Source organism: Actinokineospora sp. UV203 (genome assembly GCF_056323665.1).
In genome coordinates, this window is the sequence record NZ_CM150484.1 from 5,778,912 (window position 1) to 5,802,368 (window position 23,457).

Sequence of the window (23,457 nt, forward strand, 5' to 3'; positions counted from 1 at the left end):
GTACGGGATTACGCGGTGGCCTTCTTGGCGCCCTTGAAGGTCAGGAACGCCGCGACGCTGGAGACGATGGCCGCGATCAGGCCGATGATCAGACCGAAGCCCGCGCCGGAGGAGAAACCGCCGCCCGCGAGGCCGCCCAGTTCACCGAGGCCGCCGTCGTCGGGCAGGGTCAGCCAGCGGATCAGGATGATCACCGTGGCGCCCACGGCGAAGCCCAGCCACAGGCTCGCCTTGTTCGGGACGGTGGTGCCCAGGTGCGGAAGCACGATGATGACCGCCGCGGCGACCAGGAGCAGGACGGCGCCCCAGCCGCCGATGCCCACGCTCCACGCGCTGGCGCTGCCGCTGGTGCCGCCGATGCCGAGGCCGCCACCGTCCCAGGAGAAGGAGTACCAGGGGAAGAAGCTGATCAGGAACGCGAGCGCGCCCGCGCCGATGCCTGCCCACTCGATCGGGGTGACCTGCTTTGCGTCGAAATTAGCCATCGGATTGCGGCCCTTCTGATCTGAACACTGTGGATTCCGCTATGAAATCGCCGGTCCGGTCGGGACTGTGACGGCCACGCCGGAGTTGGGGAAAGTATGGTCCGATTGAGACGCGCCGGAATAACGGGATCGTTCCAAGATCTGACAGGTTTCCCCAGGTCGTCACTGTACGGGCATAACCGGTCGCGGTGTGTTCCGAACGAAATCCGGTCGCGTCGGCGTGGCCTCAACGTTCACCATTTTGGGTATGTATGCCATTCGCCCCGCCCGGCCCGCCGACCTGCCCGCGGTCGTCGCGCTGGTAGTCCGTTCGCAGGCCGACCCGACCCACCACGTCGGCTATCACGGGGTGACCGAGGCACAGGTCGCCGAGGAACTGACCGGCTTCGCGCCCGACTGGGCCTCCGGCGCGGTCCTCGCGGTGGACGGCGACGACCAGCCGTGCGGGGTCCTCAGCGTCGACGCCGACCCGGTGGTCGGGCGTGCCTGGCTGCACGGGCCGTTCGTCGACGTCCCCGCCGACCACCCTGCCGCCCGCCAGTGCTGGCACAACGCGGCCGACGAACTGCTGGAGCACGCCATGGCCGTGCCGCGCCTGGCGGGCATCGACGACCTGGAGCTCTACGGGCACCGCCTCAACCGCAGACTCGGCGACTTCGCCGCCCGCCACGGCTTCACCACCCGCGGCACCAGCCGGGTGTTCACCCTGACCGGCGCCGCGCTGCGCTCGGCGCTCATCTCGGCGGTGAACGACGCCGACACAGCGCGGCCGCTCGGCGCCGACGAGGAGATCCGACAGCGGGTGATCGACCTGCATGAACGGTGTTTCCCCAACCGGTCCGCCACCGGCGGGCAGTTGGTCGACGGCGCCCGCGGCCACACGGTGGTCGTCGCGACGGGTGCGACCGGGCTGCTCGGCTACGCCGCCGGGTTCGTCCAGCAGGGGGAGCTCTACGTCGACTATGTCGCCGTCGACCCCGAGATGCGCGCGGCGGGAACCGGCCGCGGCTTGGTCCGCGCGTTGCTTCGCAAGCTCGCCGCCGACCACGGTGTCCGTCCCCAGGCCGCCGCGGTGATCTCCTTGGGCAACGACGCCTCGGAGCGCATGTTCACCGCGCTCGGCTTCGACCTCCATGTGGAACTCGTCGGGTATCGACTCACTCGATAGAGTGATCGGCGGCCAAGATCACTTAAGGGTGAGGAGCGTCCACATGCGCGAGACCGGGCTCAATCGACGCAGGTTTCTCGCGGTGGGGGCCGCGACCGCTGTCGTCGCCTTCGACCCGTTGGGCGTCGGGTGGCTCACCGAGGCCGACGCCAGTCCGAACGGGATCACCGTGCCCCGCCTCGACGGGGAGCTGGTCACCGATGAGGCCGCGCTTGCCGAAGCGGCCGAGGACTACGGGCAGATCGTGCACGAGCGCCCGCGCGCGGTGCTGCGGCCGGGCTCGGTGAACGACATCGCGAAGATCATCGCCTTCGCCGCGGCGCACGACATCACTGTCGCCACGCGCGGGCAGGGCCACGCCGTGCGCGGCCAGGCGCAGGCGGGCGCGGGCGTGGTCATCGACTCGCGCACGATGGCCCGCGTGCACTCGGTCTCGGCGGACCGCGCGGTGGTCGACGCGGGTGTCACCTGGTCCGACCTGATCAAGCGGACCCTCGCGAGTGGACTGACCCCGCCGGTCGCCACCGACTACATCGGCCTCTCGGTCGGCGGGACGCTGTCGGTGGGCGGCATCGGCGGCGCGAGTTCGCACCACGGGATGCTGGTGGACAACGTCATCGCGCTCGTAGTCGTCACCGGCACCGGCGACGTCGAGACCTGCTCGAAGACCGAGAACCGCGAACTGTTCGACGCCGTGCTCGGCGGCCTCGGGCAGTACGCGGTCATAGTCCGCGCGACAGTCCGACTGATCCCCGCCCCGACCACCGCCCGCGTCTACAACCTCACCTACGACGACCTGCCCTCCCTGCTCGCCGCCCAGCGGACCGCGGTCGCCGACGGCCGGTTCTCCTATCTGGAAGGCCAAGTCGTTCCCGTCGAGGGCGGCTGGGACTACCTGCTTGAGGGCGTCGCCTACTTCACCGCCCCGAACAGCCCCGACGACGCCGCGATGCTCGCCGGTCTGCCCGCGCCGAAGTCGACCCAGATCGCCGAGATGCCCTACTTCGACTGGCTGGACCGCATCACCGCGCTGGTCGACCAGTTGCGCCCACTGAAGTTCCCCAACCCGTGGATCAACCTCTTCCTGCCGGACGCGGCGACCGACGCCTACGTCGCCGACCTTGTCTCCCGGCTGAACCCAGCCGACGTCGGCGGCCCGATCCTGCTCTACCCGGTGCCCCGCGCCAGGCTGACCACGCCCATGGTCGCGCTCCCCGACAGCCCCACGGTGTTCCTCTTCGCGATGCTGCGCGTTGTCGCCCCACCCAACGACGACACGGTCCGCAGGCTGCTCGCCGACAACCGGGCCGCCTTCGACGCGGCCGTCGCCGTCGGCGGCAAGCAGTACCCCGTCAGCGCGATCCCAGTCCAGCCCGGCGACTGGCGCGCGCACTACGGCGACCGATATTCGGTGGCCCTGCGCGCGAAAGCACGCTTCGATCCGCACGGGGTGCTGACGCCGGGCCAGCACATTTTCGGCTGACCAGGAGGCCACCTTGCTTTCCCTCGCGCTGACCGACGACACCGAGCTGCGGACCCTCGAACCGTGGCAGGCGGCGGAGTTCTTCGAGCACATCGACTCGGCGCGGGAGTACCTCTCGATCTGGCTGCCCTGGGTCGACCGCATCGTCGACACCGAGTCCGCCGGTGCGTGGCTGCAGAACTACGCCGACCGGCAGGCGGCGGGCGAGGGCCGGATCTTCGGCATCCGGGCAGGCGACAAGCTGCTCGGCGGCGCGTTGTTCCGCACCTTCGACCAGCGGTTCGGCACCTGCGAGGTCGGGGTCTGGCTGGCGCCCGAGGCCGTCGGCAGGGGGCTGGTCACCCGCGCGGTTCGGTTGATGATCGACTGGGCGGTCGAGGAGCGAGGCATGGCCCGGGTGGAGTGGCAGGCGGCGGCGGGCAACACGCGCAGCCTGGCCACCGCCGAGCGCATCGGCTTCACCCGCGAGGGCGTGCACCGCCAGGTGTTCCCGCACCGGGGCGCCCGCCACGACGTCGAGGTGTGGTCGATCCTGGCTGAGGAGTGGCGCTCACTTCGCAGCGGGAACGGCGGTGTCGTCGAGGGTCGCGGGGGCGGTGGAACCGCGGTGGCGCAGGGCGAGTAGGCCGCCGACGACCAGCGTCACGGCCACGCCCAGCGGCGTGTACCAGGGGAACGCCAGGGCCACGGAATCCCCCGCGGCCTTGGCGAAGTCCACCCCGAGGAACTCGCCGGTCTTCTTGCTGAACTTGAGCCCGAGGATCACGAACGCCATCACCGCGACCGTGCTCAGGAACGCGACGATCGCGTCGGTCTGCCGCGCCTTGGGCACCAGCAGGCCCAACAGGAACGCGCCCAAGAGCGCGCCATAGGTGTAGCCGGTGATCGCCAGCGCGGTCTCGACGATCGGGTTCTTCGTCGTGGTGAACATCGACGCGAACACGATCAGCGCGCCCGCCCAGACGACCGTCCAGATCCGGCCATGCTTGAGCGACTCGGCATCGGTGAGCGGGCGCCGCACGAAGCGCTGGTAGACGTCGGTCACCGTGGACGACGCCAGCGCCCCGAGCGACGAACTCAGTGCCGCCGCCAGGATGCCCGCGATCACGAACCCGGACAGCCCACTCGGCAGCTCGTTGACGATGAACGACGCGAACAGCTCGTCGTTGGTCGCCAGCCCGAGGTCCTTCACCGGGTTGAGTCCTTTGTAGAACGACCACAGCATGGTGCCGATCAGCAAGAACAGCCCGAACTGCAGGAACACCACGACCCCACTGGCCATCAGCGCCTTCTGGCTCGCCTTGAGGTCGTTGCACGCCATCAGCCGCTGCACGATCAGCTGGTCGGCGCCGTGCGAGGCCATCGACAGCACCGCGCCGCCGAGGACCGCGGTGACGAAGGCGTAGTTGTTGCTCAGCGGCGCGCTCGTGAAGTCCAGCAGCTGCGTCTTGCCCGCGTCCACCGCCGCGCCGAGCCAGCCGGTGGGCAGCCGGTTCGCCAGGACGACGATCACCGCGACACCGCCGAGGACGTACCAGAGCATCTGGATCGCGTCGACCCACACGACCGCGCGGACACCGCCGAAGAACGTGTAGACGACCATCGCGATCCCCAGCACCGCGACGATCTGCCAGTACGCGGCGTTCACGCCGTAGGCGGCCAGCACGATCTTGATCGGGATCGCCGTGGCGAACAGCCGCACGCCGTCGGCGAGCAGCCGGGTGAACAGGAACGTCACCGACGCCGTGCCCTGCATCCCGCCGCCGAAGCGTTTGCCGAGGAAGTTGTAGGCGGTGGTCATGTTGCCCGCGACGTAGCGGGGGAGCAGCACGAACGACACCACGATCCGGCCGATCACGTAGCCGATCGCGAGCTGCAGATAGGTGAACGCGCCCAGGTAGGCCACGGTCGGGACGCTCAGCACGGTCAGCGTCGAGGTCTCCGCCGAGACCACCGACAGGCAGGCCACCCACCAGGAGATCTTGCCCTCGCCGACGAAGTAGTCGCTGCCGGACCGCTGCCGCCCCGCGATCCAGATGCCCAACAGCGGCATCCCCACCAGGAAGACCACGATGATCGCCAGGTCAAGTGCGCGCACTTCATCCTCCGACGGGTTGGGGAGTGGGGACGATGATCCGCAGTCGGCTGGGGGTGCCGCCGACTGGGTCGGGCAGGCGCAAGGGCCGAGCGCCGGGGGTGATGCTTCCGAGCAGCCGCGGTCCAGCCGCCCCAGTGGCCGGGTCGACCGCGATGCCGCTCCAGGTCAGAAACCCGAGCAGCGCGGCGAGGTAGGCCTCCTTGGCGTCCACCGGCAGGCCGAGGTCGTCGGTGGTGGACACGGGGACTGGATCTAGAGCGGTGCGCAGGGCGGAGAGCAGTGCTCCGTTGTGGACGCCCCCACCGGACGCGACGACCTGCTTGACGTCGTGGCGACGGCAGGCGTCGGCGACCGTGGTGGCGGTGAGCGCGACTAGCGTCGCGAGCAGGTCGGCGTCGGCGACCGGTGGGACGCGGGTGAGCGCGTCGGCGAGGTATGTGGCGCTGAACAGCTCCTTGCCGGTCGACTTGGGCGGCGGCGCGGCGAAATAGGGGTCGGCCAGCAAAACGTCCAGGAGGTCTTCGCGGACGGTGCCACGCCTTGCGACCGCGCCATCGACGTCGTGGGGCACGCCGAGGCGGGCGTGGGCGGCGGCGTCGAGCAGGGCGTTGCCGGGGCCGGTGTCGAAGGCCGGCGCGGGCACGCCCGGGGTGAGCACGGTGATGTTGGCGATCCCGCCGAGGTTGAGCGCGGCCGTCGGCCGGTCCGGATCCGACAGCAGCAGCCGGTCGAGGATCAGCGCCAGCGGCGCGCCATGCCCACCGGCCGCGACATCGCGGGCCCGCAGGTCGGCGACCACCGGCAGCCCGGTCGCCTCGGCGATCCACGCGGGCTGTCCGATCTGGAGCGTGCCCCGGCAGCGGCCGCCGACGACCCAGTGGAACAACGTCTGCCCAAGTGAGGCGACCAGGTCGGCGCTCTCGATCCCGACAGCGACCACGGCCTCCGCGAACGCCTGCCCGACGGCGGTGTCCAGGGCGCAAAGTATCTCGGCGGAACAGTCCCCCGGCGGCAGCGCGGCCGTCAGCGCGGCCCGCAACGGGTCCGGGTAGGGGATCTGGGCGTGCCGAACCGGGACGAGATCGATCGTGTCCCCGCGGACGGTGAGATCGGCGACGGCCACGTCGACACCGTCCATCGAAGTCCCGGAGATCACCCCGACGACGCGGTACCAACCCATTGCTCTTGGTCTATTGCACCCGTCCGTTTGGCGCAAGAGGGGACTTTTTCCCGGTGGTCGGTGCGCTCGCCTGGCGGGATGCGAGGATGGCCGGGTGTCACAGACCCTGATCGTCATCCTCATCGTCGCCGCTGTCGTGCTGCTCGCCGCCCTGGTCACCGGTGTCGTGCTGGCCAAGCGCAGGCGCATCAGCCTGGCCGAGGCGAAGCGGGAGGTCGAGAAGCCCAAGGGCGGCGGTTACCAGGCAGGCGGCGGGATCAGCCTGACCCACGGCGGTCCGAAGGCGACCCCCCCGCCGCACCCGGTCGAGGACCGCACCGAGGTCGACGGCCAGCCCGGCGTCGGCGACGACGCCTCGGTGCCGCGCGACTCGCCGCGGCGCGGGATCGTCGACGTGACACTGCCCGACGACCAGCTGATCCATGACGAGCTGACCGAGATGGCCGCCGATCAGAACCTGGCCGACAGCATCCCGGTCCAAGGGCACGCGCCGAGCGACCGCATCCCCGCCCAGGCCGGGCCGACCGACATCGTGCCGCCGCCGGTCATCCCCGAGCAGCCCATCGGGCCGCGCGCGCCCGAGATGGACGAGATCGCGCCGACGTCGGGCAGGCTCGAACGGCTGCGCGGGCGTCTCTCCCGCTCCCGGTCCGCCTTCGGCCAAGGCCTGCTAGGCCTGCTCGGCGCCGGTGACCTCGATGAGGACTCCTGGACCGAGGTCGAGGACACCCTGCTGCTCGCCGACCTGGGCGCGGCCACCACGCAGGAGATCGTCGACCGGCTGCGCGCCGAACTCGTCGCGCGCGCCGTGCGCACCCCGGAGGCCGCCCGCGCGGTGCTCCGCGAGGTCCTGATCGACGCGCTGCACCCCGAGATGGACCGCGCCGTCCGCGCGCTGCCGCACGGCGAGGGCGAGACCAAGCAGCCCGCCGTCGTGCTGGTCGCCGGGGTCAACGGCACCGGCAAGACCACCACCACCGGCAAGCTCGCCCGCGTCCTGGTCGCCGACGGCCGCACGGTCGTCCTCGCCGCCGCCGACACATTCCGCGCCGCCGCCGCCGACCAGCTGCAGACCTGGGCCGACCGGGTGGGCGCCGAGGTCGTGCGCGGCAAGGAAGGCGCCGACCCGGCCGCCGTCGCGTTCGACGCGGTCAAGCGCGGAATCGCGACCGGCGTCGACGCCGTCCTGATCGACACCGCGGGCCGCCTGCACACCAAGACCGGCCTGATGGACGAGCTGGGCAAGGTCAAGCGGGTCGTGGAGAAGCAGGCCAAGGTCGACGAGGTGCTGCTGGTCCTCGACGCCACCACCGGGCAGAACGGGCTGACTCAGGCCCGGGTGTTCGGCGAGGTCGTCGATGTCACCGGCATCGTGCTGACCAAGCTCGACGGCACCGCCAAGGGCGGCATCGTCTTCCAGGTGCAGCGTGAGCTGGGCGTTCCGGTCAAGCTGGTCGGCCTCGGCGAGGGCGCCGACGACCTGGCCCCCTTCGACCCGGCGGCATTTGTGGACGCGCTGCTCGGCTGAGCTGTTCCAACCGCGTGACGGGGGCCACTATGGACCCATGGTCGACATCAAGCTTGTGGTTGAGCACGGCGCCGACCGTGACGCGGAGATCCTCACGCCCGAAGCCCTGGAATTCGTCGCGGGGCTGCACCACGCGTTCGCCGAACGGCGCGACGAGCTGTTGCGGGCCAGGGTCGCCAAGCGGGAGCGGGCGTCGCGGGAGGGCAAGCTCGACTTCCTGCCCGAGACCCGCGACATCCGCGAGTCCGACTGGCAGGTCGCGCCCGCGCCGCCCGCGCTGACCGACCGGCGGGTCGAGATCACCGGCCCGACCGAGGCCAAGATGGCGATCAACGCGCTCAACTCCGGCGCCCGGGTGTGGCTGGCCGACTTGGAGGACGCGAACACCCCGCACTGGCGCAACGTCGTGTCCGGCCAGGTCACGCTGTTTGACGCCGCGCGCGGGCAGCTGGAGTTCACCTCGCCCGAAGGCAAGCACTACGCCGTGGACGCCGAGCGGCCCGCGACCGTCGTGGTCCGCCCCCGCGGCTGGCATCTCGACGAGAAGCACGTCCTCCTCGACGGCCGCCGGGCGGTCGGTGCCCTCGTGGACTTCGGCCTGCACTTCTTCCACAACGCCCGCGTGGCCGGGCCCTACTATTACCTGCCGAAGATGGAGAGCCACCTCGAAGCGCGGCTGTGGAACGACGTCTTCACCCACGCCCAGCGCGACCTCGGCATCGCCCACGGCACCGTGCGCGCCACCGTCCTGATCGAGACCATCCCGGCCGCGTTCGAGATGGACGAGATCCTCTACGAGCTGCGCGAGCACATGTCCGGCCTCAACGCGGGCCGGTGGGACTACCTGTTCAGCCTGATCAAGTACTTCCGCGACGCGGGCCCGGAGTTCGTCCTGCCCGACCGCGACGCCGTCACCATGACCGCGCCGTTCATGCGCGCGTACACCGAACTGCTCGTGCGCACGTGTCACCGGCGCGGCGCTTTCGCGATGGGCGGGATGGCCGCGTTCATCCCGAACCGGCGCGACCCGGAGGTCACCGCGCGGGCGCTGGAGAAGGTGCGCGAGGACAAGGGCCGGGAGGCGGGCGACGGCTTCGACGGCTCGTGGGTGGCCCACCCCGACCTGGTCCCGGTGTGCCGCGAGGTGTTCGACGCGGCGCTGGGCGAGCGGCCCAACCAGCTCGACCGGCTGCGGGAGGACGTCAAGGTGACGGCCGCGGACCTCCTCGCGGTGTCCGCGACGCCCGGCCGGGCCACGATGGCCGGTCTGCGCTCGGCGATCGACATCGGCGTCCGCTACCTGGAGTCCTGGCTTGCGGGCAACGGGGCGGCGGCGATCCACAACCTCATGGAGGACGCGGCGACCGCCGAGATCTCCCGGTCGCTGGTGTGGCAGTGGGTGCGCAACAAGGTCGTACTCGACACCGGCGACCAGGTGACCGAGGACCTCGTCTGGGCGATCCTCGCCGAGGAGCCGGAGTCGCCCGCCATCGAGCTGTTCGCCGAGGTCGCCCTCGCCGCGGAGTATGTCGACTTCCTGACGATTCCTGCCTACGAGCGGATCTGACATGCGCACGATCGATGGTTCTTTCCTGGCCGTGCTGACCAACCGTCTGGCCGAAGTGGACAGTGCGCGGGCGCGGCGCTACCCGGGGGACAGCGGCGGCCGTCAGCCGGTGCACACCTGCTACGTCCCCGCGGACCAGGCGGCCGAAGACCTGCCCGCCCGGTGGGGCGCACAGGCACTGGCCGCCTTCGACGAACACGCGCCCGACCCGGCGGCGATGGCGGGCATCATCGGCGTGCCCGCGGCGCTCGCCCCGACGGTGTACGACCGGGTCCGCGCCAAGCTGGAACGCGAACCCGTGGAAGACCTCCGCATCGACTTCGAGGACGGCTACGGCACCCGCGACGACGTCACCGAAGACGCCGACGCACTCCGCGCGGCCCGCCTGATCCGCGGCTGGGGGCTGGCCGGTGTCGGCATCCGGATGAAGTCCTTCGACACCATGGAGCTGATCCACCGGGCGGTCGACACCCTCGACCTCGTGCTGACCGAGCTCGGCACGCCACCCCCGGGGTTCGTCGTGACGTTCCCGAAGGTCACCGGCCCCGAGCAGGTCACCGCCCTGGTCGAGCTCCTGGACCTGTTCGAGACACGCCTGGGCCTGCCGGAGGGCTCGCTGCGGTTCGAGATCCAGATCGAGACCACCCAGGCCGTGATCGACCACAAAGGACGGTTCGCGATTCCCCGCCTGATCGGCGCGGGCGCGGGCCGGGTCTCGGGCCTGCACTTCGGCACCTACGACTACACGGCAGCCTGCGGCCTCAGCGCCGCCGACCAACACCTGGCCCACCCGGCGTGCGACTTCGCCCGCAACGCCATGCAGGTAGGCGCGGCAGGCACCGGCGTACGCCTGTCCGACGGCTCGTCGAACGTCCTGCCCATCGGCGACAACGTCCGCAACGGGTGGCTCACGCACTACGAGTTGGTCCGCAGGTCGCTGTCGCGCGGCTTCTTCCAGGGCTGGGACCTGCACCCCGCCCAACTGGTCTCCCGTTACTGCGCGGTGTTCACCCACCACCTGGAAACCGCGGAAGCCAACGGCACCCGCCTCGCCGCCTACGTCGCCCGCACCAGCGGCTCAATCCTGGACGAGCCGGCGACCGCCGCGGCGTTGGCCATGTCCCTGCGCCGCGCAACGGACTGCGGTGCCCTGACCGAAGCCGAGGTGACGGACTACAGCGGGCTCAGCCCGGAATCCCTGGCAGCGCTGTCCATGCGCCGCTGACCGCCCCGGTGGTTAGCGGCCTACCGGCCACTCCTCCACCGTCAGCCCTTCCATCGGAAAGTCCTTGATGTTGCCGGTGGCGAGAGTGCCGTTCACGCCGAACGCCGTCGCGGCGATGAGACAATCAGCCTGGTGCAGGGTGATCCCGCGAGCCGCGAACTCCCGTCGCCATGTGCCTGCGAGCTCGGCGTCTTCGCGACGGACCGGGAGCACGCGAATGGCATTGAATAGAGCCTGGGCGGATCCGGTCTCATTCGGTCGCAGGCCACGGACGATTTCCTCGGCGTTGATTGCCGTAGTCACGAGTACCGCTCGCGAAGAGATCAACTCACGCAGCCGACCAGCGGCCGGGCGCCCTCGCAAGGCATCGATCAGCACTGTGGTGTCGACGACAATGGCAGGCACTGTCAGCTCGCCGCCCGGTCGGTGCGCTGATTGCGAACCCATCCGGCGGGATCCTCATCCCAGTCGTGGCCAGTGTCTTCGATCGATCCGAGCGCCTGCTCGAGTGCGTCCGCTCGCTGGAGATCACCGAGGGCCTGGCGGACCGCCCGTTCGATGAACTCGCTGCGCTGACGGGCGCCAACCCTGCCGTCGAGTTCCTCGACGACACCGTCGTCGATGCTTATGTGCAGTCGCATGGCCACAGCATAGCCCACAGTCTGCCGCTAGATCATGCGAAGCCGCCGCTCCCGCACGGCGGGAGTCTGGCGTGGACAGCTGACGCACTTCTCCGCGCCCGGCGTCTCGTAAACAAGGCAACACGACGCTCGGCGGACCACCGTGCGGCCGCCGACCTCCACGAACCGGGGCACCGGCAGCTCCGGCCCAACCGCCCGCGCCAGCGCGACCGCGTCAGCCGGTTCACCGCCGGCCCACAGCACCCGGTTCGCCAGCGAGTCCGTCGTGATCGCCCACAGCGCCCGCTCCGACGCCCCACTCAAGCTCGACAGTGAACCCACCGACGCCGCGACGACCTCCCGCAGCCGCGGCCCCGGATCCGTGCACAAAGAAGAAGCAGTCGCCGACAGCACCCGCCCATCCGGCTCCACAAGCAACGTCACCGAAGCCGGGTCCGCCGACGAGTCGACGACCGGTCCCAGCAGCACCAAGCTCGCCGAGTACCACCACAGCACCCCCAGCACCGCCTCGTCCCGGGTCCGGTAGCGCCGCGAGGCCAGCGTGAGCTGCGTGGAGAGCCACCCGACGTCCTGGATGCGCGAGATCGGGGCGGGGTCCACAGGGGATCACGTTACCGACACGATTCGGTAGTCGATCGAATACAGCCCGTAGAGGAAACCTGTCCGTAACACGAGCAGGCCGACAGTTCACGTGGGCGAAACGTCGTAAGCGATCCCGCGAAACAGGACAAACCCATGCTTCCCGGCAATCAACAGGTTCACGGGAGGACGATGTGAACGCAGGAGATACAGCTTGGGTGCTGATCAGCGCGGCTTTGGTCATGCTGATGACTCCCGGCCTCGCATTCTTCTACGGCGGTATGGTGCGCGCGAAGAGCGTGCTCAACATGCTCATGATGAGCTTCATCTCGCTCGGTGTTGTCACCGTGCTGTGGGTGCTCTACGGATACAGTCTGACCTTCGGTAACGATCTCGGTGGCGGCCTGCTCGGCGGCTTCGACTTCGTCAACCTGAAGAACATCGTGGGCACCCTGGTCGGTGTCGCACCGGCCGACGCGGCGGCGCCGTGGGTCGATGGCCACCAGATCCCGCACGTCGTCTTCGTCGTCTTCCAGCTCATGTTCGCGATCATCACCGCGGCCCTGATCTCTGGTGCGATCGCGGACCGCGCGAAGTTCTGGTCGTGGACGATCTTCATCGCCTTCTGGGTGACGATCGTGTACTTCCCGGTCGCGCACTGGGTGTTCAACTTCAACGGCGTCACCGGCACCGACTTCGTCGGCGGCTGGATCGCCAACCAGCTCGGCGCGCTCGACTTCGCGGGCGGCACGGCGGTGCACATCAACGCCGGTGCCGCGGCCCTGGCGCTGGTGCTCGTGCTCGGCAAGCGCAAGGGCTGGCCGCGGGAGCCCATGCGGCCGCACAACCTGCCGTTCGTCCTGCTCGGCGCCGGTCTGCTGTGGTTCGGCTGGTACGGCTTCAACGCCGGCTCGGCGCTCGGCGCGGGTGACCTCGCCGGTGTCGCGTTCCTGACCACGACCGCCGCCACCGCGGCCGCGATCCTGGGCTGGCTGGTCGTGGAGCAGATCCGCGACGGCAAGCCGACCACGCTCGGCGCCGCTTCCGGCGCCATCGCGGGCCTGGTCGCCATCACCCCGGCCTGTGGCTTCGTCAACCCGCTCGGCGCCCTCGCCATCGGCCTCATCGCCGGTGTCCTGTGTGCCCTCGCGGTGAGCCTGAAGTTCAAGCTGGGCTACGACGACTCGCTCGACGTCGTCGGCGTCCACCTGGTCGGCGGCCTCACCGGCACCATCCTGATCGGCTTCTTCGCCACCACGACCGTGAACTCGGCGGGCAAGGAAGGCCTCTTCTACGGTGGCGGCCTGGACCTGCTCGGCAAGCAGGCGGTCGCCGCGATCGCGGTCATGGCGTACTCGTTCGTCGCGACCCTGATCATCGCCTTCATCATCCAGAAGACGATCGGCTTCCGGGTCTCCGCCGAGGCCGAGGCCACGGGCATCGACGAGGCCGAGCACGCGGAGAGCGGTTACGAGTTCTCCAGCCTGCGCTCTGGCGGCACCACGTCCGTCAAGCACGCCGAACACACCGCCGAGAAGGTCTCCGCCACCGCGGGTAAGGAAGGCTGAGGGACATGAAGCTGGTTACCGCGATCATCAAGCCTTTCACCCTCGACGACGTGAAGGCGGCACTGGAACAGATCGGCGTGCTCGGCATGACGGTCTCCGAGGTCCAGGGCTACGGCAGGCAGAAGGGCCACACCGAGGTCTACCGCGGCGCGGAGTACTCGGTGGACTTCGTCCCGAAGATTCGGGTCGAGGTGCTGGCCGACGACACGACCGGCGACAAGGTCGTCGACGCGATCGTCGAGGCGGCGCGCACCGGCAAGATCGGTGACGGCAAGGTCTGGGTCACACCGGTCGAGACCGTGGTTCGGGTCCGCACCGGAGAGCGCGGGACGGACGCGATCTAGATCATGACGACGGGGGAAAGTTCCCCGACGGCGGCGGACCTGGTGCTCGCTCGTGACCGGCTTCTCGGTCAGGGTGCCAGGTCCGCCAGCCCGTCTGGGCAGTCGACTCAGTCGGGCCACCGGCTCGCACCGGACACGCTGCGCGAGGCGTTGACCGACCTGCACGAGTTCTGGCTCACCGCCGCCGCCGCGCAGGCCGGTGTCGGTGGCCGGGGCGGTGGGGTGGCGCTCCTGGCGGTCGGGGGATTGGGCAGGCGCGAGCTGGTCCCGTACTCCGATCTCGACCTCGTGCTGGTGCACGACGGCCGCAAGGCGGTCGACACGATCGCCGAGCGCCTCTGGTACCCGCTGTGGAACTCCGGTGTCGGGCTCGACCACTCCGTGCGCACGGTCGGTGAGGCGCTCGACGTCGCCAAGGCCGACCTGCGGACCGCGCTGGGCCTGCTCGACGCCCGGCACCTCGCGGGCGACGCCGAGGTCGCCGTCCGCTTGGCCACCTCGGCCCGCGAGCAGTGGCGGACCGGCGTGCGCAACCGGCTCGGCGACCTGATCGAGTCCGTCAAGCAGCGCTGGCGCCGCGCGGGCGAGGTCGCCCACTGGGTCGAACCGGACCTCAAACACGGCCGCGGCGGCCTGCGTGACCTGGGCATCCTCGACGCCCTCTCGCTCGCCCAGCTGATCGACAGACCCGGCGCCGACGTCGTCGCCGCCCACACGCTCCTGCTCGACACCCGCACCGAGCTGCGCCGCATCGCGGGCCGCCCGCGTGACATCGTCCGGCCCCAGGACGGCGACGAGATCGCCGCCGCACTCGGCTTGGCCGACCGGTTCGCGCTGGCCAGGGCCCTGTCCGGGGCAGGCCGCTCGGTCGCCTACGCGATGGACGTCGCGCTGCGCTCCACCGGCGCCGCCAACGGCAAACGGGTCCTCGGCCTGCTGCTCCGCGGCCCCGACCGTCGCCCCCTCGACGAGGGTGTCGTGCTGCACGGCAGCGAGGTCGCGCTAGCCCGCGACGCCGATCCCGGCAAGGACCCGGGACTGCTGCTGCGCGTCGCCGCCGCCTCCGGCCGCACCGGCCACCCGATCGCCCCCGGCGCGCTGTCGCGGCTGAGCGACCACGCCCCCGAACCGCGCGCGCCGTGGCCCGCCGCGGTCCGCCAAGACCTGGTGTCGCTGCTGGGTGCGGGGGAGGGCCTGACCGACGTCGTGGAGGCGCTCGACCGCACCGGCCTGTGGGCGCGGCTGTTCCCCGAGTGGGGTGCCGTGCGCGACCTGCCCCCGCGCGACGCCGCACACATCTGGACCGTCGACCGCCACCTGGTGCAGACGACGGTCAACGCGTCCCGGTTGGTCACCCGGGTGTCCCGGCCGGACCTGCTGCTCATCGGCGCGCTGCTGCACGACTTGGGCAAGGGCCGAGACCAGGACCACTCGATCGTCGGCGCCGCGCTCGCCACCCAGGTCGGTGCCCGGCTTGGACTGTCCAAACAGGATGTCGACACGCTCTCGGCGATGGTGCGCCACCACCTGCTGCTGCCGCACACCGCGACCCGGCGCGACGTCGAGGACGAGGCCACCGTGCTGCGCGTCGTCGACGTCCTCGGCGGCGATCCCGTCCTGTTGGAACTGCTGCACGCCCTCGCCGAAGCCGACTCGCTGGCCACCGGACCCGGCGTGTGGACGGACTGGAAAGCCGCTCTCACAAGGGATCTGGTCACCCGCTGCCGCGCCGCGATGGCAGGTGAGCGGCTCCCCGGCCCGATCCCGCTCAGTGTCGCGCAGACCGAACTCGCCGAGGCGGTCAACGCCACCGGCAAGGCGGACTTCCTGGTCGACACCAGCGACAACGTCGCCACCATCACGCTCGCCGCGAAGAACCGGCCCGGCGTCCTGTCCCGCGCGGCAGGTGTCCTGGCCCTCAACCTCCTCGAAGTCCACGCGGCCTCGCTCGTCACGCACGCGGGCGTCGCGGTCGGCGTGTTCTCCGTGACCCCGCGCTTCGGCTCCATGCCCGACCCGGCGCTGCTGCGTGAGCAGTTCCTCCGCGCCGAAGCCGGATCCCTTCCCCTGGCGGACAAACTGGCCGCCAAGGAACGCGACTACGGCGGCCGCGCCGAGGACGCGCCCGATCCCCGGGTGCTGTGGTTCGACCACGAGGCGGGCGCCGAGGACGGCGCCGCGGTCGTCCTGGAACTGCGCGCCGCCGACCGCATCGGCCTGCTGCACAGCGTCGCGTCCGCTTTGGAGCGATGCGGGATCGACGTGCTGTGGGCACGGGTCGCGACCATGGGCGGCTCGGCCGTCGACTCGTTCAGCTTCGTCCCCGGCAAGGCCTCGGGCTGGCGGCACACGGTCGAGTCCGCGGTTTTGCGGGCCAGCAAATAGGTAGACCTACTCACCCCTACTCGCGGGTGATCACGCTGGGACCGGCCCTCGATCCTTGACAGTCTTCTTGTTGTCGGGTGAAGCGGCGGACCGGGGAGGGCTCGTCGCGATCACCAGACGACGTAGGGAAGGAGCCCGTCGAGGGGTCGGGCTCCTCTCCCGCGTCGTTCGAACAGACCGCAGGGTCTGTGCCGTAGGGAGAGGCCCGCCTGGGGGTCGGGCCGCTCCCTGCGGAATTGTCGGTGACAGACCATCATCGACCTCGCACAGTCGCTGCCGCGTCACCTTGATCGCCTCCCAGATCAACGCGGATCCCCTACACCTACGACATCACCGTTGTGCATAGAGGTGACCCGGAGATGCTGGCCACCGTTGCCGAGTCCGCCCGCAAGGCAACCCTGTCGTGGCTGATCGCTGAGATGTGCGGACTGCCCACCGACTACGCCGGTATCCATGGGCGGCCGATGCTTGCCGAGACCGACACCCCCGGCGCCCGACACCTGGCCTATGTCCTCGACATGGACGTGCCCCGCGCGGAGTGGCGTTGGCGGACGTACTGCGGGCTCGACGTCCCCGACGACAACCTCTGCCCCACCACCGATGCGTTGGCGGACCGCCGGGTGCGGGTTCGGACGGCGTGCTCCACGTGCATGGTCACCTAGACGCACTGACGACGATGACCACCAGGACGCCGGTAGCGCCCTGGTGGTCACGGTCGTAACAGCCATCGCGCGCCACCGACCAGCGGGAACGGGTCGAGCCGCGGTGACGCTGGAAGATCGTTCCAGTGATCCTCAGCGCTCAGTGAATCGGACCTGGCGCGCTTTGCCCATCTCCATGAGCCGCCGTGCCGCATCGACGTCTTCGCGGTGACTGGACTGGGGAACGGCGACTTCCCACCACGCCCCCGTTTCCGTCCACGACGACGGGTGCGTGGTGACGACCACAACGGCGGGCCTGCCCGCGCGGGCGTGGTCGCGGGCCTTGGCATAGCGGTCGGCGACCTCCGTGACTGTGGCCGCGGTCAGCACGATGCAGCCGAGTGCGGCCGCGTGGGCGGCGAAGTCGACCCGGGGCGGATCGGGCAGCACCGACCGGCAATCGGCGTACATGTTGTTGAATCCGGCACCGCCTTGGTTGCGTTGCAGCCGGTCGATGACCGCATAGCCGCCGTTGTCGCAGACGACGGCGACGAATCCATGTCCCGCGAACGCGGCGGAGTACAGCTCCGAGTTGAGCATGAGGTAGGAACCGTCGCCCAGCATCGTGGTCACCACGCCGTCCCACGCCATGGCGGCTCCCCACGCGCCCGCGAGTTCGTACCCCATGCAGGAGAAGCCGTATTCGACGTCCATCGTGGCGGCTTTGCCCGCACGCCATCCTCCGAGCAGCTCGCCGGGGAGGCCCCCGGACGCGGTCATCACATAGTCGCCCGGGTCCGAACCGTCGTTGACCACGCCGACGACTTGGGCGTACGTCGGCAGGTCGGTGGACGGTGCGCGGAGCATGTCGATGTGCGAGTCCCACCGTGCCCGCAGCCGGCCCGCGCTCTCCGTCCACATGTCGTCGGCACGCCACTGCTCCAGTGCGGCGTCGAGCTCGGTGATCGCTTCCAACGCGTCGCCCACAACCGCCAGGGCACCGTGCTTGACCGCGTCGAACCGCGCGGCGTTGACAGTGACCAGTTTCGCGTCGGGAGCGAAGACAGTCCAGGACGCGGTGGTGAAATCCTGCAGTCTGGTGCCGACCGCGAGCACGACGTCGGCATTGGCCGCGAGTTCGTTCGCCGAGGAGGACCCGGTGACACCGAGTGGCCCGGCGAACAGCGGATGATCGTTCGGTACGAGCGTTCGGCCTGCCGTCGTCTCGGTCATCGGCACGCCGTGTCGTTCGGCGAACGCGACAGCTTGTGCCGCGGCGCCGGAGTACCTGACGCCGCCGCCGAGCACCAGCAGCGGGCGTCGCGCGGCCCGCAACGCGCCCGCCGCTTCGGCGACGCTGGCGACATCCGGCCGAATCCGAAGTGGACGGTGAACCACGGTGGCGAACAGCTCGGGCGGGAAGTCGAACACCTCCGCCTGCACATCCTGGGGCAGCGCGAGGGTGACCGGGCCGCAGTCCGCCGGGTCGGTGAGCACCCTTGCCACCTGGGGCAGCGTCGCGATCAGCTGTTCCGGGCGCACGATACGGTCGAAGTAGCGGCTGACCGGCCGGAACGCGTCGTTGACGGTGATCGTCGCATCGCCGAAGTGCTCGACCTGCTGCAGAACCGGATCCGGAGCGCGGCTGGCGAACGTGTCGCCGGGCAGCAACAGCACCGGCAGGCGGTTGGCGTGGGCGACCCCGGCGGCGGTGACCATGTTGAGCGCACCCGGCCCGATCGAGGACGTCACAACGCCGACCTGGCGGCGATGCTTCGCCTTGGCATAGCCGATCGCCGCCAACGCCATCCCCTGTTCGGTGTGGCCGCGCCACACCGGGATGTCCGCGCGGTGCTCCTCCAGCGCGGTGCCGAGGCCGAGCACGTTTCCGTGTCCGAAAATGGCCCAGACCGCCGGAAACAGCGGGGCCTCGGTGCCGTCGAGCAACTCGGTTCGCTGGGCCAACAGCCAGCGCACCAGTGCCTGTGCGGTTGTGAGCTTCATCGGTCGGTCCGTCCTGCGGCAGAGGTAACGGGGCAGCGGGGGTCCGGCGACTGGTCGGCCCAGGTCTCGCGGACCCAACTGTGCGCGGGGTCGTCGCAGAACGCCATGGATCGCTGTTTCGCCGGACCGGCCAGCACGTTGAGGTAATACATCGGATATCCGGGAGCCGCGACACAGGGACCGTGATAGCCGCGCGGAATCAGGAAAACGTCCCCGTCGCGCACCGTGACGTCCTCGTCGAGCACCCCGTCGAGCGTGTAGGTGCGATGCAGGCCGAAGCCGTCCCGCGATGGCGAGCGACCGTCGCGGCCCGCCACCCGGAAGTAGTAGATCTCCTCGTTGATCACCTCGCACTCCGTCGCTTCGTCGTGCTTGTGCGGCGGGTATGACGACCAGTTGCCGTCCGGGGTGATCAATTCGCAGGCGTTGAGCTTGTCCGCGTGGTCCCAGGCGCCGGGCACACCGAAGCCGGTGACCTGGCGGGTGGCGCCGCCCGCGCCGCGGACCTCGATGGGCACCTGCTCCGCGGGCCCGTAGCGGGGTTCGAGGCGTCGCTCGCACCTGGCCATCGGCAACGCCACCTCGCACCCCTCGGCACTGGCCAGGGTCACTTCGGCATCGCGTGGAACGTAGGCGAAGTCGGTGACCCTGGTGAACACCGACTCCCGCCCGGCAAGGTCGAACGACACCCCGTCGACCCGCACCGTCAGCGAGCCGGCCAGCGGCAGCACGAACGCCTCGAACTCGCCCGTGCTGATGGTCCGCGGCGTCCCGGCCGCGAGCGCCAGCACCCGCAGTCCCGTGTACGCCCACCCCGCGGTGTCGGGGGTGAGAAGCACCGGATCCGCGCCGTCGGCGAGTGTCGAGTGTGGATGGTGGAGTCGACTCATACCGCGACGCCCTGAGTGGCTCCCGCGAGGATCGTCGCCGCCGCCCGCACCGCGCGGGCGACATCCCCGTCCGGGGGGTACAGCAGCGACCGACCGACCACCAGACCGCGGACCACCGGATGCTCCAGCGCCGCGCCCCAGGATTTGAGATCCGCGTCCGGGTCCGGCGAAGGCACTCCGCCGAGCACCAGCGCGGGTAGCGATGTCGCGTCGAGGACCGCCACGTCGGCTGGGGCGGGCAGTTTCAGCCACGTGTGCGCGGAGGTTCGGCCCAGCCCCGACGCGACAGCGATGGCACGCGCGAGCGAGGCGGCGTCCTGGCTCAGGCGCAGCACCCCGTCCTCGTCTCGGCGGTAGGGGAGCGGTTCGACCATCGCCATCACGCCGCGGGTCGCCAACGCGGACACCGCTTCCGCGCAGGCCTGCAAGGTGGGAACCGTGCCGGGGTCGTCGTCGACGAGCCTCAGGAGCATCTTGCCGCCGTCGAGTCCGAACTCGACAATGGACGCCGGGTCGTACGCGGTGAACCTGTCGTCGATCTCCCATGCGGCCCCGGCGAGTCCGCCGCGGTTCATCGAGCCGATGACCACCCGGTCATGCAGGCTGTCGAGCAGGAGCAGATCCTCGACCACGTCCGGGGTCGCGAGAAGTCCGTCGACCGCGGGATCCGCCAGAGCCGTGAGCAGACGCTCCACGAGGGACCGCCGTCCCGCCATCGCCATGGGGTCGGACCCGACCGCCAGCGCGCCACGGGCCGGGTGGTCGGCCGCGACGAGGAACAAGGTTCCCGTGTCCGACAGCAGGCGCTTCCTCCTCCGCCGCGCGGTGTAGGCGCGGGCGATCGCCCCGGGGTCGGTGGCCCTGGTACGCAGCAGGGCCGACCATTGCTCGTCGGTGATCACAGCAGCTCCTCGATCTCGTGCGGTTCTGGCATGGCGTCCGCGCAGGCCAGCCTGCCCGCGACCAGCGCGCCCGCGATGTTGGCGTAGCGGGCGATGTCGACCGGATCCCAGCCGGAGAGCAGGCCGTGCACCACGGCGCCGCCGAACGCGTCGCCGGCGCCGAGCCCGCAGACGACCTCGATGGGATGTGGCGGCACGGTCCAAGTCCCGCTCTGGGTGGCGACCAGAACCCCCTCGGCACCCTTCTTCACCAGAGCCAGCTCGATCCCGTGGTCCAGGAGCCGTTTCGCTGCCTCGTCCGGGTCCGCCGTGCCGACCGCGATCTCGACCTCGGAACGGTTTCCGACCGCGACCGTGACATGGTCGAGCATCCAGCCGATCTCCCGACTCGCGATCTCCGGGCTCGGCCAGAACATCGGCCGGTAGTCCAGGTCCAGCACGGTGTGTCTGCCGGTGCGCCCGCGCCCGAGCATGGCGCGCTGTGCCGACCGCGCCGGTTCGGCGCTCACTCCGGTACCGGTCACCCACAGCAGCGGCACTTCATCGACAACGGCCCACGGGATGTCGTCGTCGGTCAGCGTGAGGTCCGGGGCGGTGGGCAGCCGATAGAACAGCAACGGCGGATCCTCCGGCGGATCAAGAGCACAGAACACGATCGGAGTGAGCAGGTCCGCGGCGGTGCCCACGTGGTCCGCCGAGACGCCGAACGCGGTCAGCGCGCGGCGGACGTACTCGCCGAAATCGTCGGCGCCGACCTTGCTCAGCACCGCGGCCCGATGGCCGAGCCGGGCGGCGGCGACCGCGACGTTGGTCGCGGTCCCACCGAGCGATTTGGCGAATGTGGCGACTTCGGACAGCGGTACTCCGCTCTGCTGCGGGTAGAGGTCGACCCCGATGCGGCCGACGGTCAGCACCTCCAATCCGTTCACGCCCCGACTCCGCGCAGCTCGTGCTCGAGCGCGTCGAGTTCGGCGCCACCCGCCATCTGCCTGGTCAGCTCACCGATGTCGATCTCCGACTTCTCGTAGCAGCCAAGCGCGGCGCCGCGCTTGAGCAGCAGGAACCGAGTGCCCACGGGATAGGCGTGGTGGGGGTTGTGGGTGATCAGCACGACACCGAGGCCACGGTCGCGGGCCTGCGCGACGTACTTGAGCACCACACCGGCCTGCTTGACCCCCAGTGCGGCGGTGGGCTCGTCGAGGATCAGCACCTTCGCGCCGAAGTGCACGGCCCGGGCGATGGCCACGCACTGGCGCTCACCGCCGGACAGCGTGCCGACCGGCTGCTCGACATCCCGAAGGTCGATCCCCATGTCGGCGAGGGCCTTGCGGGTGACGGACTTGCCCTCCTTGCGGTCGAGGAGCCGAAACGGTCCGGCTCCGGTGGTCGGCTCGGAACCAAGGAAGAAGTTGCGCCACACGCTCATCAGCGGCACGACGGCCAGGTCTTGATAGACCGTCGCGATACCCAGGTCGAGCGCTTCGCGGGGCGACCGGAACCGCACCGGTGAGCCTTCGACCTCGAACTCGCCCCGGTCATGCTGGTGCACGCCCGCGAGGATCTTGATCAGCGTCGACTTGCCCGCACCGTTGTCGCCGAGCACGCAGGTGACCTCGCCCGCGTTGACCACAGTGGACACATCGCGCAGCGCGATGACGCTGCCGTAGGTCTTGCCGATGTCGGTTGTCCGGATGAGGGGGGTGGCGCTCATCGTCGTACCCTTTCCGCGCGTCGCCGTAGGGCGTTGTTGACCAGCACCGCCGACAGGAGCATCACGCCGAGGAACAATTGGAACCAGTCGTTGTTCCACTGCGCGTAGACGATTCCCTGACGCGCCATGCCGAAGATCAGCGCACCGAGCGCGGCGCCGATCGCCGATCCGAACCCGCCGGTGAGCAGGCAGCCGCCGATCACCGCCGCGATGATGTACTGGAACTCCAGTCCGATGCCCTGGTTGGCCTGGACTGTCGTGTACCGCAGGATGTTGATCGACCCGACGAGCCAGGCCGCCCCCGCCGTGCACATGAACAGCACGACTTTGGTGCGCACCAAGGGAACACCCACCGCGCGCGCACTGGGCGCGGAGCCGCCCACGGCGAAGATCCAGTTGCCGAATGGGGTCCGGACCAGAACGAATGCCGCGATCAGGGCGACGACGGCCCACCAGAGGATCGAGACCTGGAAGGACGCGCCGCCGATCCTGATCGTGGAGGCGAACAGCAGGCCCGCGGACTCGTACCCGTCTGTAGCGCGCATGCCCGACACCTGGACGGTACCCGTCACCAGTCGGGTGATTCCGAGATTGAGACCCTGCAGGGCAAGGAACGAGCCCAGCGTGACGATGAAGCTCGGCAGGCCGGTCTTCATCACCAGCCACCCGTTGAGCGCGCCGACGCCGAGGGCGAACGCGAGTGAGACCAGCAGCGCCAGCCATACGTTCCACCCGAGCTGGGTGGCCAGGATCGCCGTCACGAGCGCACTGGACGCCGTCATGACGCCCGCGCTCAGGTCGAACTCGCCGCCGATCATCAGCAGGGCGACCGCGACGGCGACGATACCGAGCGTGGCCGAGTCGTCGAGCCAGGTGGACATCCCCCCGACCGTGGCGAACTGCTCGGTGACCACGGTGAAGAACAGGAACACCAGGATCGCGCCGAGCAGCGCACCGATCTCCGGCCGCACGATGAGCCGGGGGAACAGGCCTGTCGTGCCGAGGCGTTCGTCGGCGGGCGGTGGCTGCGTTGCGATTGCCATGTCAGTGCCTTCCGT

22 protein-coding genes are annotated in these 23,457 nt (G+C 70.1%); 10 read left to right on the plus strand and 12 right to left on the minus strand.

The genetic code is table 11. The annotated features are described in order from the left end of the window. Positions 1 to 8: 8 nt before the first annotated feature. Positions 9 to 485 (minus strand): hypothetical protein, encoded by a 477-nt coding sequence (locus tag ACUZ2Y_RS27740; RefSeq protein WP_476324385.1) that lies wholly within the window; start codon positions 483 to 485, stop codon positions 9 to 11. A 247-nt stretch (positions 486 to 732) separates the two neighbouring features. Here ACUZ2Y_RS27740 and ACUZ2Y_RS27745 point away from each other — a divergent pair, with 247 nt between their 5' ends. The 3 genes from ACUZ2Y_RS27745 to ACUZ2Y_RS27755 are packed head-to-tail and all read left to right on the plus strand — an operon-like array spanning position 733 to position 3,761. Next, positions 733 to 1,653 (plus strand): N-acetyltransferase family protein, encoded by a 921-nt coding sequence (locus tag ACUZ2Y_RS27745; protein ID WP_476324387.1) that lies wholly within the window; start codon positions 733 to 735, stop codon positions 1,651 to 1,653. A 43-nt stretch (positions 1,654 to 1,696) separates the two neighbouring features. After that, entirely contained in the window at positions 1,697 to 3,136 is a 1,440-nt protein-coding gene (locus tag ACUZ2Y_RS27750; RefSeq protein WP_476324389.1) for an FAD-binding protein, read from the plus strand. 13 nt (positions 3,137 to 3,149) lie between these two features. Beyond that, positions 3,150 to 3,761, plus strand: coding sequence for a GNAT family N-acetyltransferase (locus ACUZ2Y_RS27755; protein WP_476324391.1), 612 nt, complete (start codon positions 3,150 to 3,152; stop codon positions 3,759 to 3,761). Here ACUZ2Y_RS27755 and ACUZ2Y_RS27760 read toward each other — a convergent pair. Together ACUZ2Y_RS27760 and ACUZ2Y_RS27765 are read right to left on the minus strand one after the other, a co-directional pair. Further along, a complete protein-coding gene (locus tag ACUZ2Y_RS27760) occupies positions 3,687 to 5,234 on the minus strand; it encodes a sodium:solute symporter (RefSeq protein WP_476324393.1) in 1,548 nt (515 codons plus the stop codon). The two genes, ACUZ2Y_RS27755 and ACUZ2Y_RS27760, sit on opposite strands and share 75 nt — an antisense overlap. A 1-nt stretch (position 5,235) precedes the next feature. Then, entirely contained in the window at positions 5,236 to 6,414 is a 1,179-nt protein-coding gene (locus ACUZ2Y_RS27765; RefSeq protein WP_476324395.1) for an anhydro-N-acetylmuramic acid kinase, read from the minus strand. 94 nt (positions 6,415 to 6,508) lie between these two features. Here ACUZ2Y_RS27765 and ftsY point away from each other — a divergent pair, with 94 nt between their 5' ends. Genes ftsY through ACUZ2Y_RS27780 form a run of 3 tightly spaced genes read left to right on the plus strand, consistent with a single transcriptional unit; the run spans position 6,509 to position 10,734 of the window. Next, positions 6,509 to 7,942 carry a signal recognition particle-docking protein FtsY gene (gene ftsY / locus ACUZ2Y_RS27770; RefSeq protein WP_476324397.1) on the plus strand — a complete coding sequence of 478 codons (1,434 nt, stop codon included), beginning with the start codon at positions 6,509 to 6,511 and terminating at the stop codon, positions 7,940 to 7,942. A 37-nt stretch (positions 7,943 to 7,979) separates the two neighbouring features. Next, a complete protein-coding gene (gene aceB / locus ACUZ2Y_RS27775; RefSeq protein ID WP_476324399.1) occupies positions 7,980 to 9,509 on the plus strand; it encodes a malate synthase A in 1,530 nt (509 codons plus the stop codon). A 1-nt stretch (position 9,510) separates the two neighbouring features. After that, on the plus strand, positions 9,511 to 10,734 hold the full coding sequence (locus ACUZ2Y_RS27780; protein ID WP_476324401.1) for a DUF6986 family protein: 1,224 nt from the start codon (positions 9,511 to 9,513) through the stop codon (positions 10,732 to 10,734). A 12-nt stretch (positions 10,735 to 10,746) separates the two neighbouring features. Here ACUZ2Y_RS27780 and ACUZ2Y_RS27785 read toward each other — a convergent pair whose 3' ends face one another. From ACUZ2Y_RS27785 to ACUZ2Y_RS27795, 3 genes are read right to left on the minus strand one after another with little or no spacing between them, the layout of a single operon-like run. After that, positions 10,747 to 11,181 (minus strand): PIN domain-containing protein, encoded by a 435-nt coding sequence (locus tag ACUZ2Y_RS27785; protein ID WP_476324403.1) that lies wholly within the window; start codon positions 11,179 to 11,181, stop codon positions 10,747 to 10,749. Further along, a complete protein-coding gene (locus ACUZ2Y_RS27790; protein WP_476324405.1) occupies positions 11,142 to 11,375 on the minus strand; it encodes a hypothetical protein in 234 nt (77 codons plus the stop codon). Before ACUZ2Y_RS27790 ends, ACUZ2Y_RS27785 begins: the two co-directional genes overlap by 40 nt. 27 nt (positions 11,376 to 11,402) lie before the next feature. Next, positions 11,403 to 11,975, minus strand: coding sequence for a (2Fe-2S)-binding protein (locus ACUZ2Y_RS27795; protein WP_476324407.1), 573 nt, complete (start codon positions 11,973 to 11,975; stop codon positions 11,403 to 11,405). A 173-nt stretch (positions 11,976 to 12,148) separates the two neighbouring features. Between ACUZ2Y_RS27795 and ACUZ2Y_RS27800 the strand changes: the two genes are divergently transcribed. The 4 genes from ACUZ2Y_RS27800 to ACUZ2Y_RS27815 all read left to right on the plus strand — a co-directional run bounded on the left by ACUZ2Y_RS27800 (position 12,149) and on the right by ACUZ2Y_RS27815 (position 16,913). Beyond that, the gene (locus ACUZ2Y_RS27800; protein WP_476324409.1) at positions 12,149 to 13,522 is read left to right on the plus strand and encodes an ammonium transporter; all 1,374 of its coding nucleotides are present in this window, start codon (positions 12,149 to 12,151) and stop codon (positions 13,520 to 13,522) included. Positions 13,523 to 13,527: 5 nt separating this feature from the next. Beyond that, complete coding sequence (locus ACUZ2Y_RS27805; RefSeq protein ID WP_133794075.1) at positions 13,528 to 13,866, plus strand: P-II family nitrogen regulator; 339 nt, start codon at positions 13,528 to 13,530, stop codon at positions 13,864 to 13,866. Between the two features lie 3 nt (positions 13,867 to 13,869). Then, on the plus strand, positions 13,870 to 16,251 hold the full coding sequence (locus ACUZ2Y_RS27810; protein WP_476324411.1) for a [protein-PII] uridylyltransferase: 2,382 nt from the start codon (positions 13,870 to 13,872) through the stop codon (positions 16,249 to 16,251). A 359-nt stretch (positions 16,252 to 16,610) separates the two neighbouring features. After that, positions 16,611 to 16,913 carry a hypothetical protein gene (locus ACUZ2Y_RS27815; RefSeq protein ID WP_476324413.1) on the plus strand — a complete coding sequence of 101 codons (303 nt, stop codon included), beginning with the start codon at positions 16,611 to 16,613 and terminating at the stop codon, positions 16,911 to 16,913. Positions 16,914 to 17,045: 132 nt separating this feature from the next. On the opposite strand, the gene iolD is transcribed toward ACUZ2Y_RS27815, so the two are convergent. Genes iolD through ACUZ2Y_RS27845 form a run of 6 tightly spaced genes read right to left on the minus strand, consistent with a single transcriptional unit; the run spans position 17,046 to position 23,442 of the window. Further along, the gene (gene iolD, locus ACUZ2Y_RS27820) at positions 17,046 to 18,896 is read right to left on the minus strand and encodes a 3D-(3,5/4)-trihydroxycyclohexane-1,2-dione acylhydrolase (decyclizing) (protein ID WP_476324415.1); all 1,851 of its coding nucleotides are present in this window, start codon (positions 18,894 to 18,896) and stop codon (positions 17,046 to 17,048) included. Continuing rightward, positions 18,893 to 19,786, minus strand: coding sequence for a 5-deoxy-glucuronate isomerase (gene iolB / locus ACUZ2Y_RS27825; RefSeq protein WP_476324417.1), 894 nt, complete (start codon positions 19,784 to 19,786; stop codon positions 18,893 to 18,895). The genes iolD and iolB overlap by 4 nt, the downstream gene beginning before the upstream one ends. Then, positions 19,783 to 20,688 carry a Cgl0159 family (beta/alpha)8-fold protein gene (locus ACUZ2Y_RS27830; protein WP_476324419.1) on the minus strand — a complete coding sequence of 302 codons (906 nt, stop codon included), beginning with the start codon at positions 20,686 to 20,688 and terminating at the stop codon, positions 19,783 to 19,785. Before ACUZ2Y_RS27830 ends, iolB begins: the two co-directional genes overlap by 4 nt. Beyond that, positions 20,685 to 21,617, minus strand: a complete 933-nt coding sequence (gene iolC / locus ACUZ2Y_RS27835) for a 5-dehydro-2-deoxygluconokinase (RefSeq protein ID WP_476324421.1) — start codon at positions 21,615 to 21,617, stop codon at positions 20,685 to 20,687. The genes ACUZ2Y_RS27830 and iolC overlap by 4 nt, the downstream gene beginning before the upstream one ends. After that, a complete protein-coding gene (locus ACUZ2Y_RS27840; RefSeq protein ID WP_476324423.1) occupies positions 21,614 to 22,399 on the minus strand; it encodes an ATP-binding cassette domain-containing protein in 786 nt (261 codons plus the stop codon). Before ACUZ2Y_RS27840 ends, iolC begins: the two co-directional genes overlap by 4 nt. Beyond that, the gene (locus ACUZ2Y_RS27845; RefSeq protein ID WP_476324425.1) at positions 22,396 to 23,442 is read right to left on the minus strand and encodes an ABC transporter permease; all 1,047 of its coding nucleotides are present in this window, start codon (positions 23,440 to 23,442) and stop codon (positions 22,396 to 22,398) included. Before ACUZ2Y_RS27845 ends, ACUZ2Y_RS27840 begins: the two co-directional genes overlap by 4 nt. Between the last annotated feature and the right edge of the window lie 15 nt (positions 23,443 to 23,457).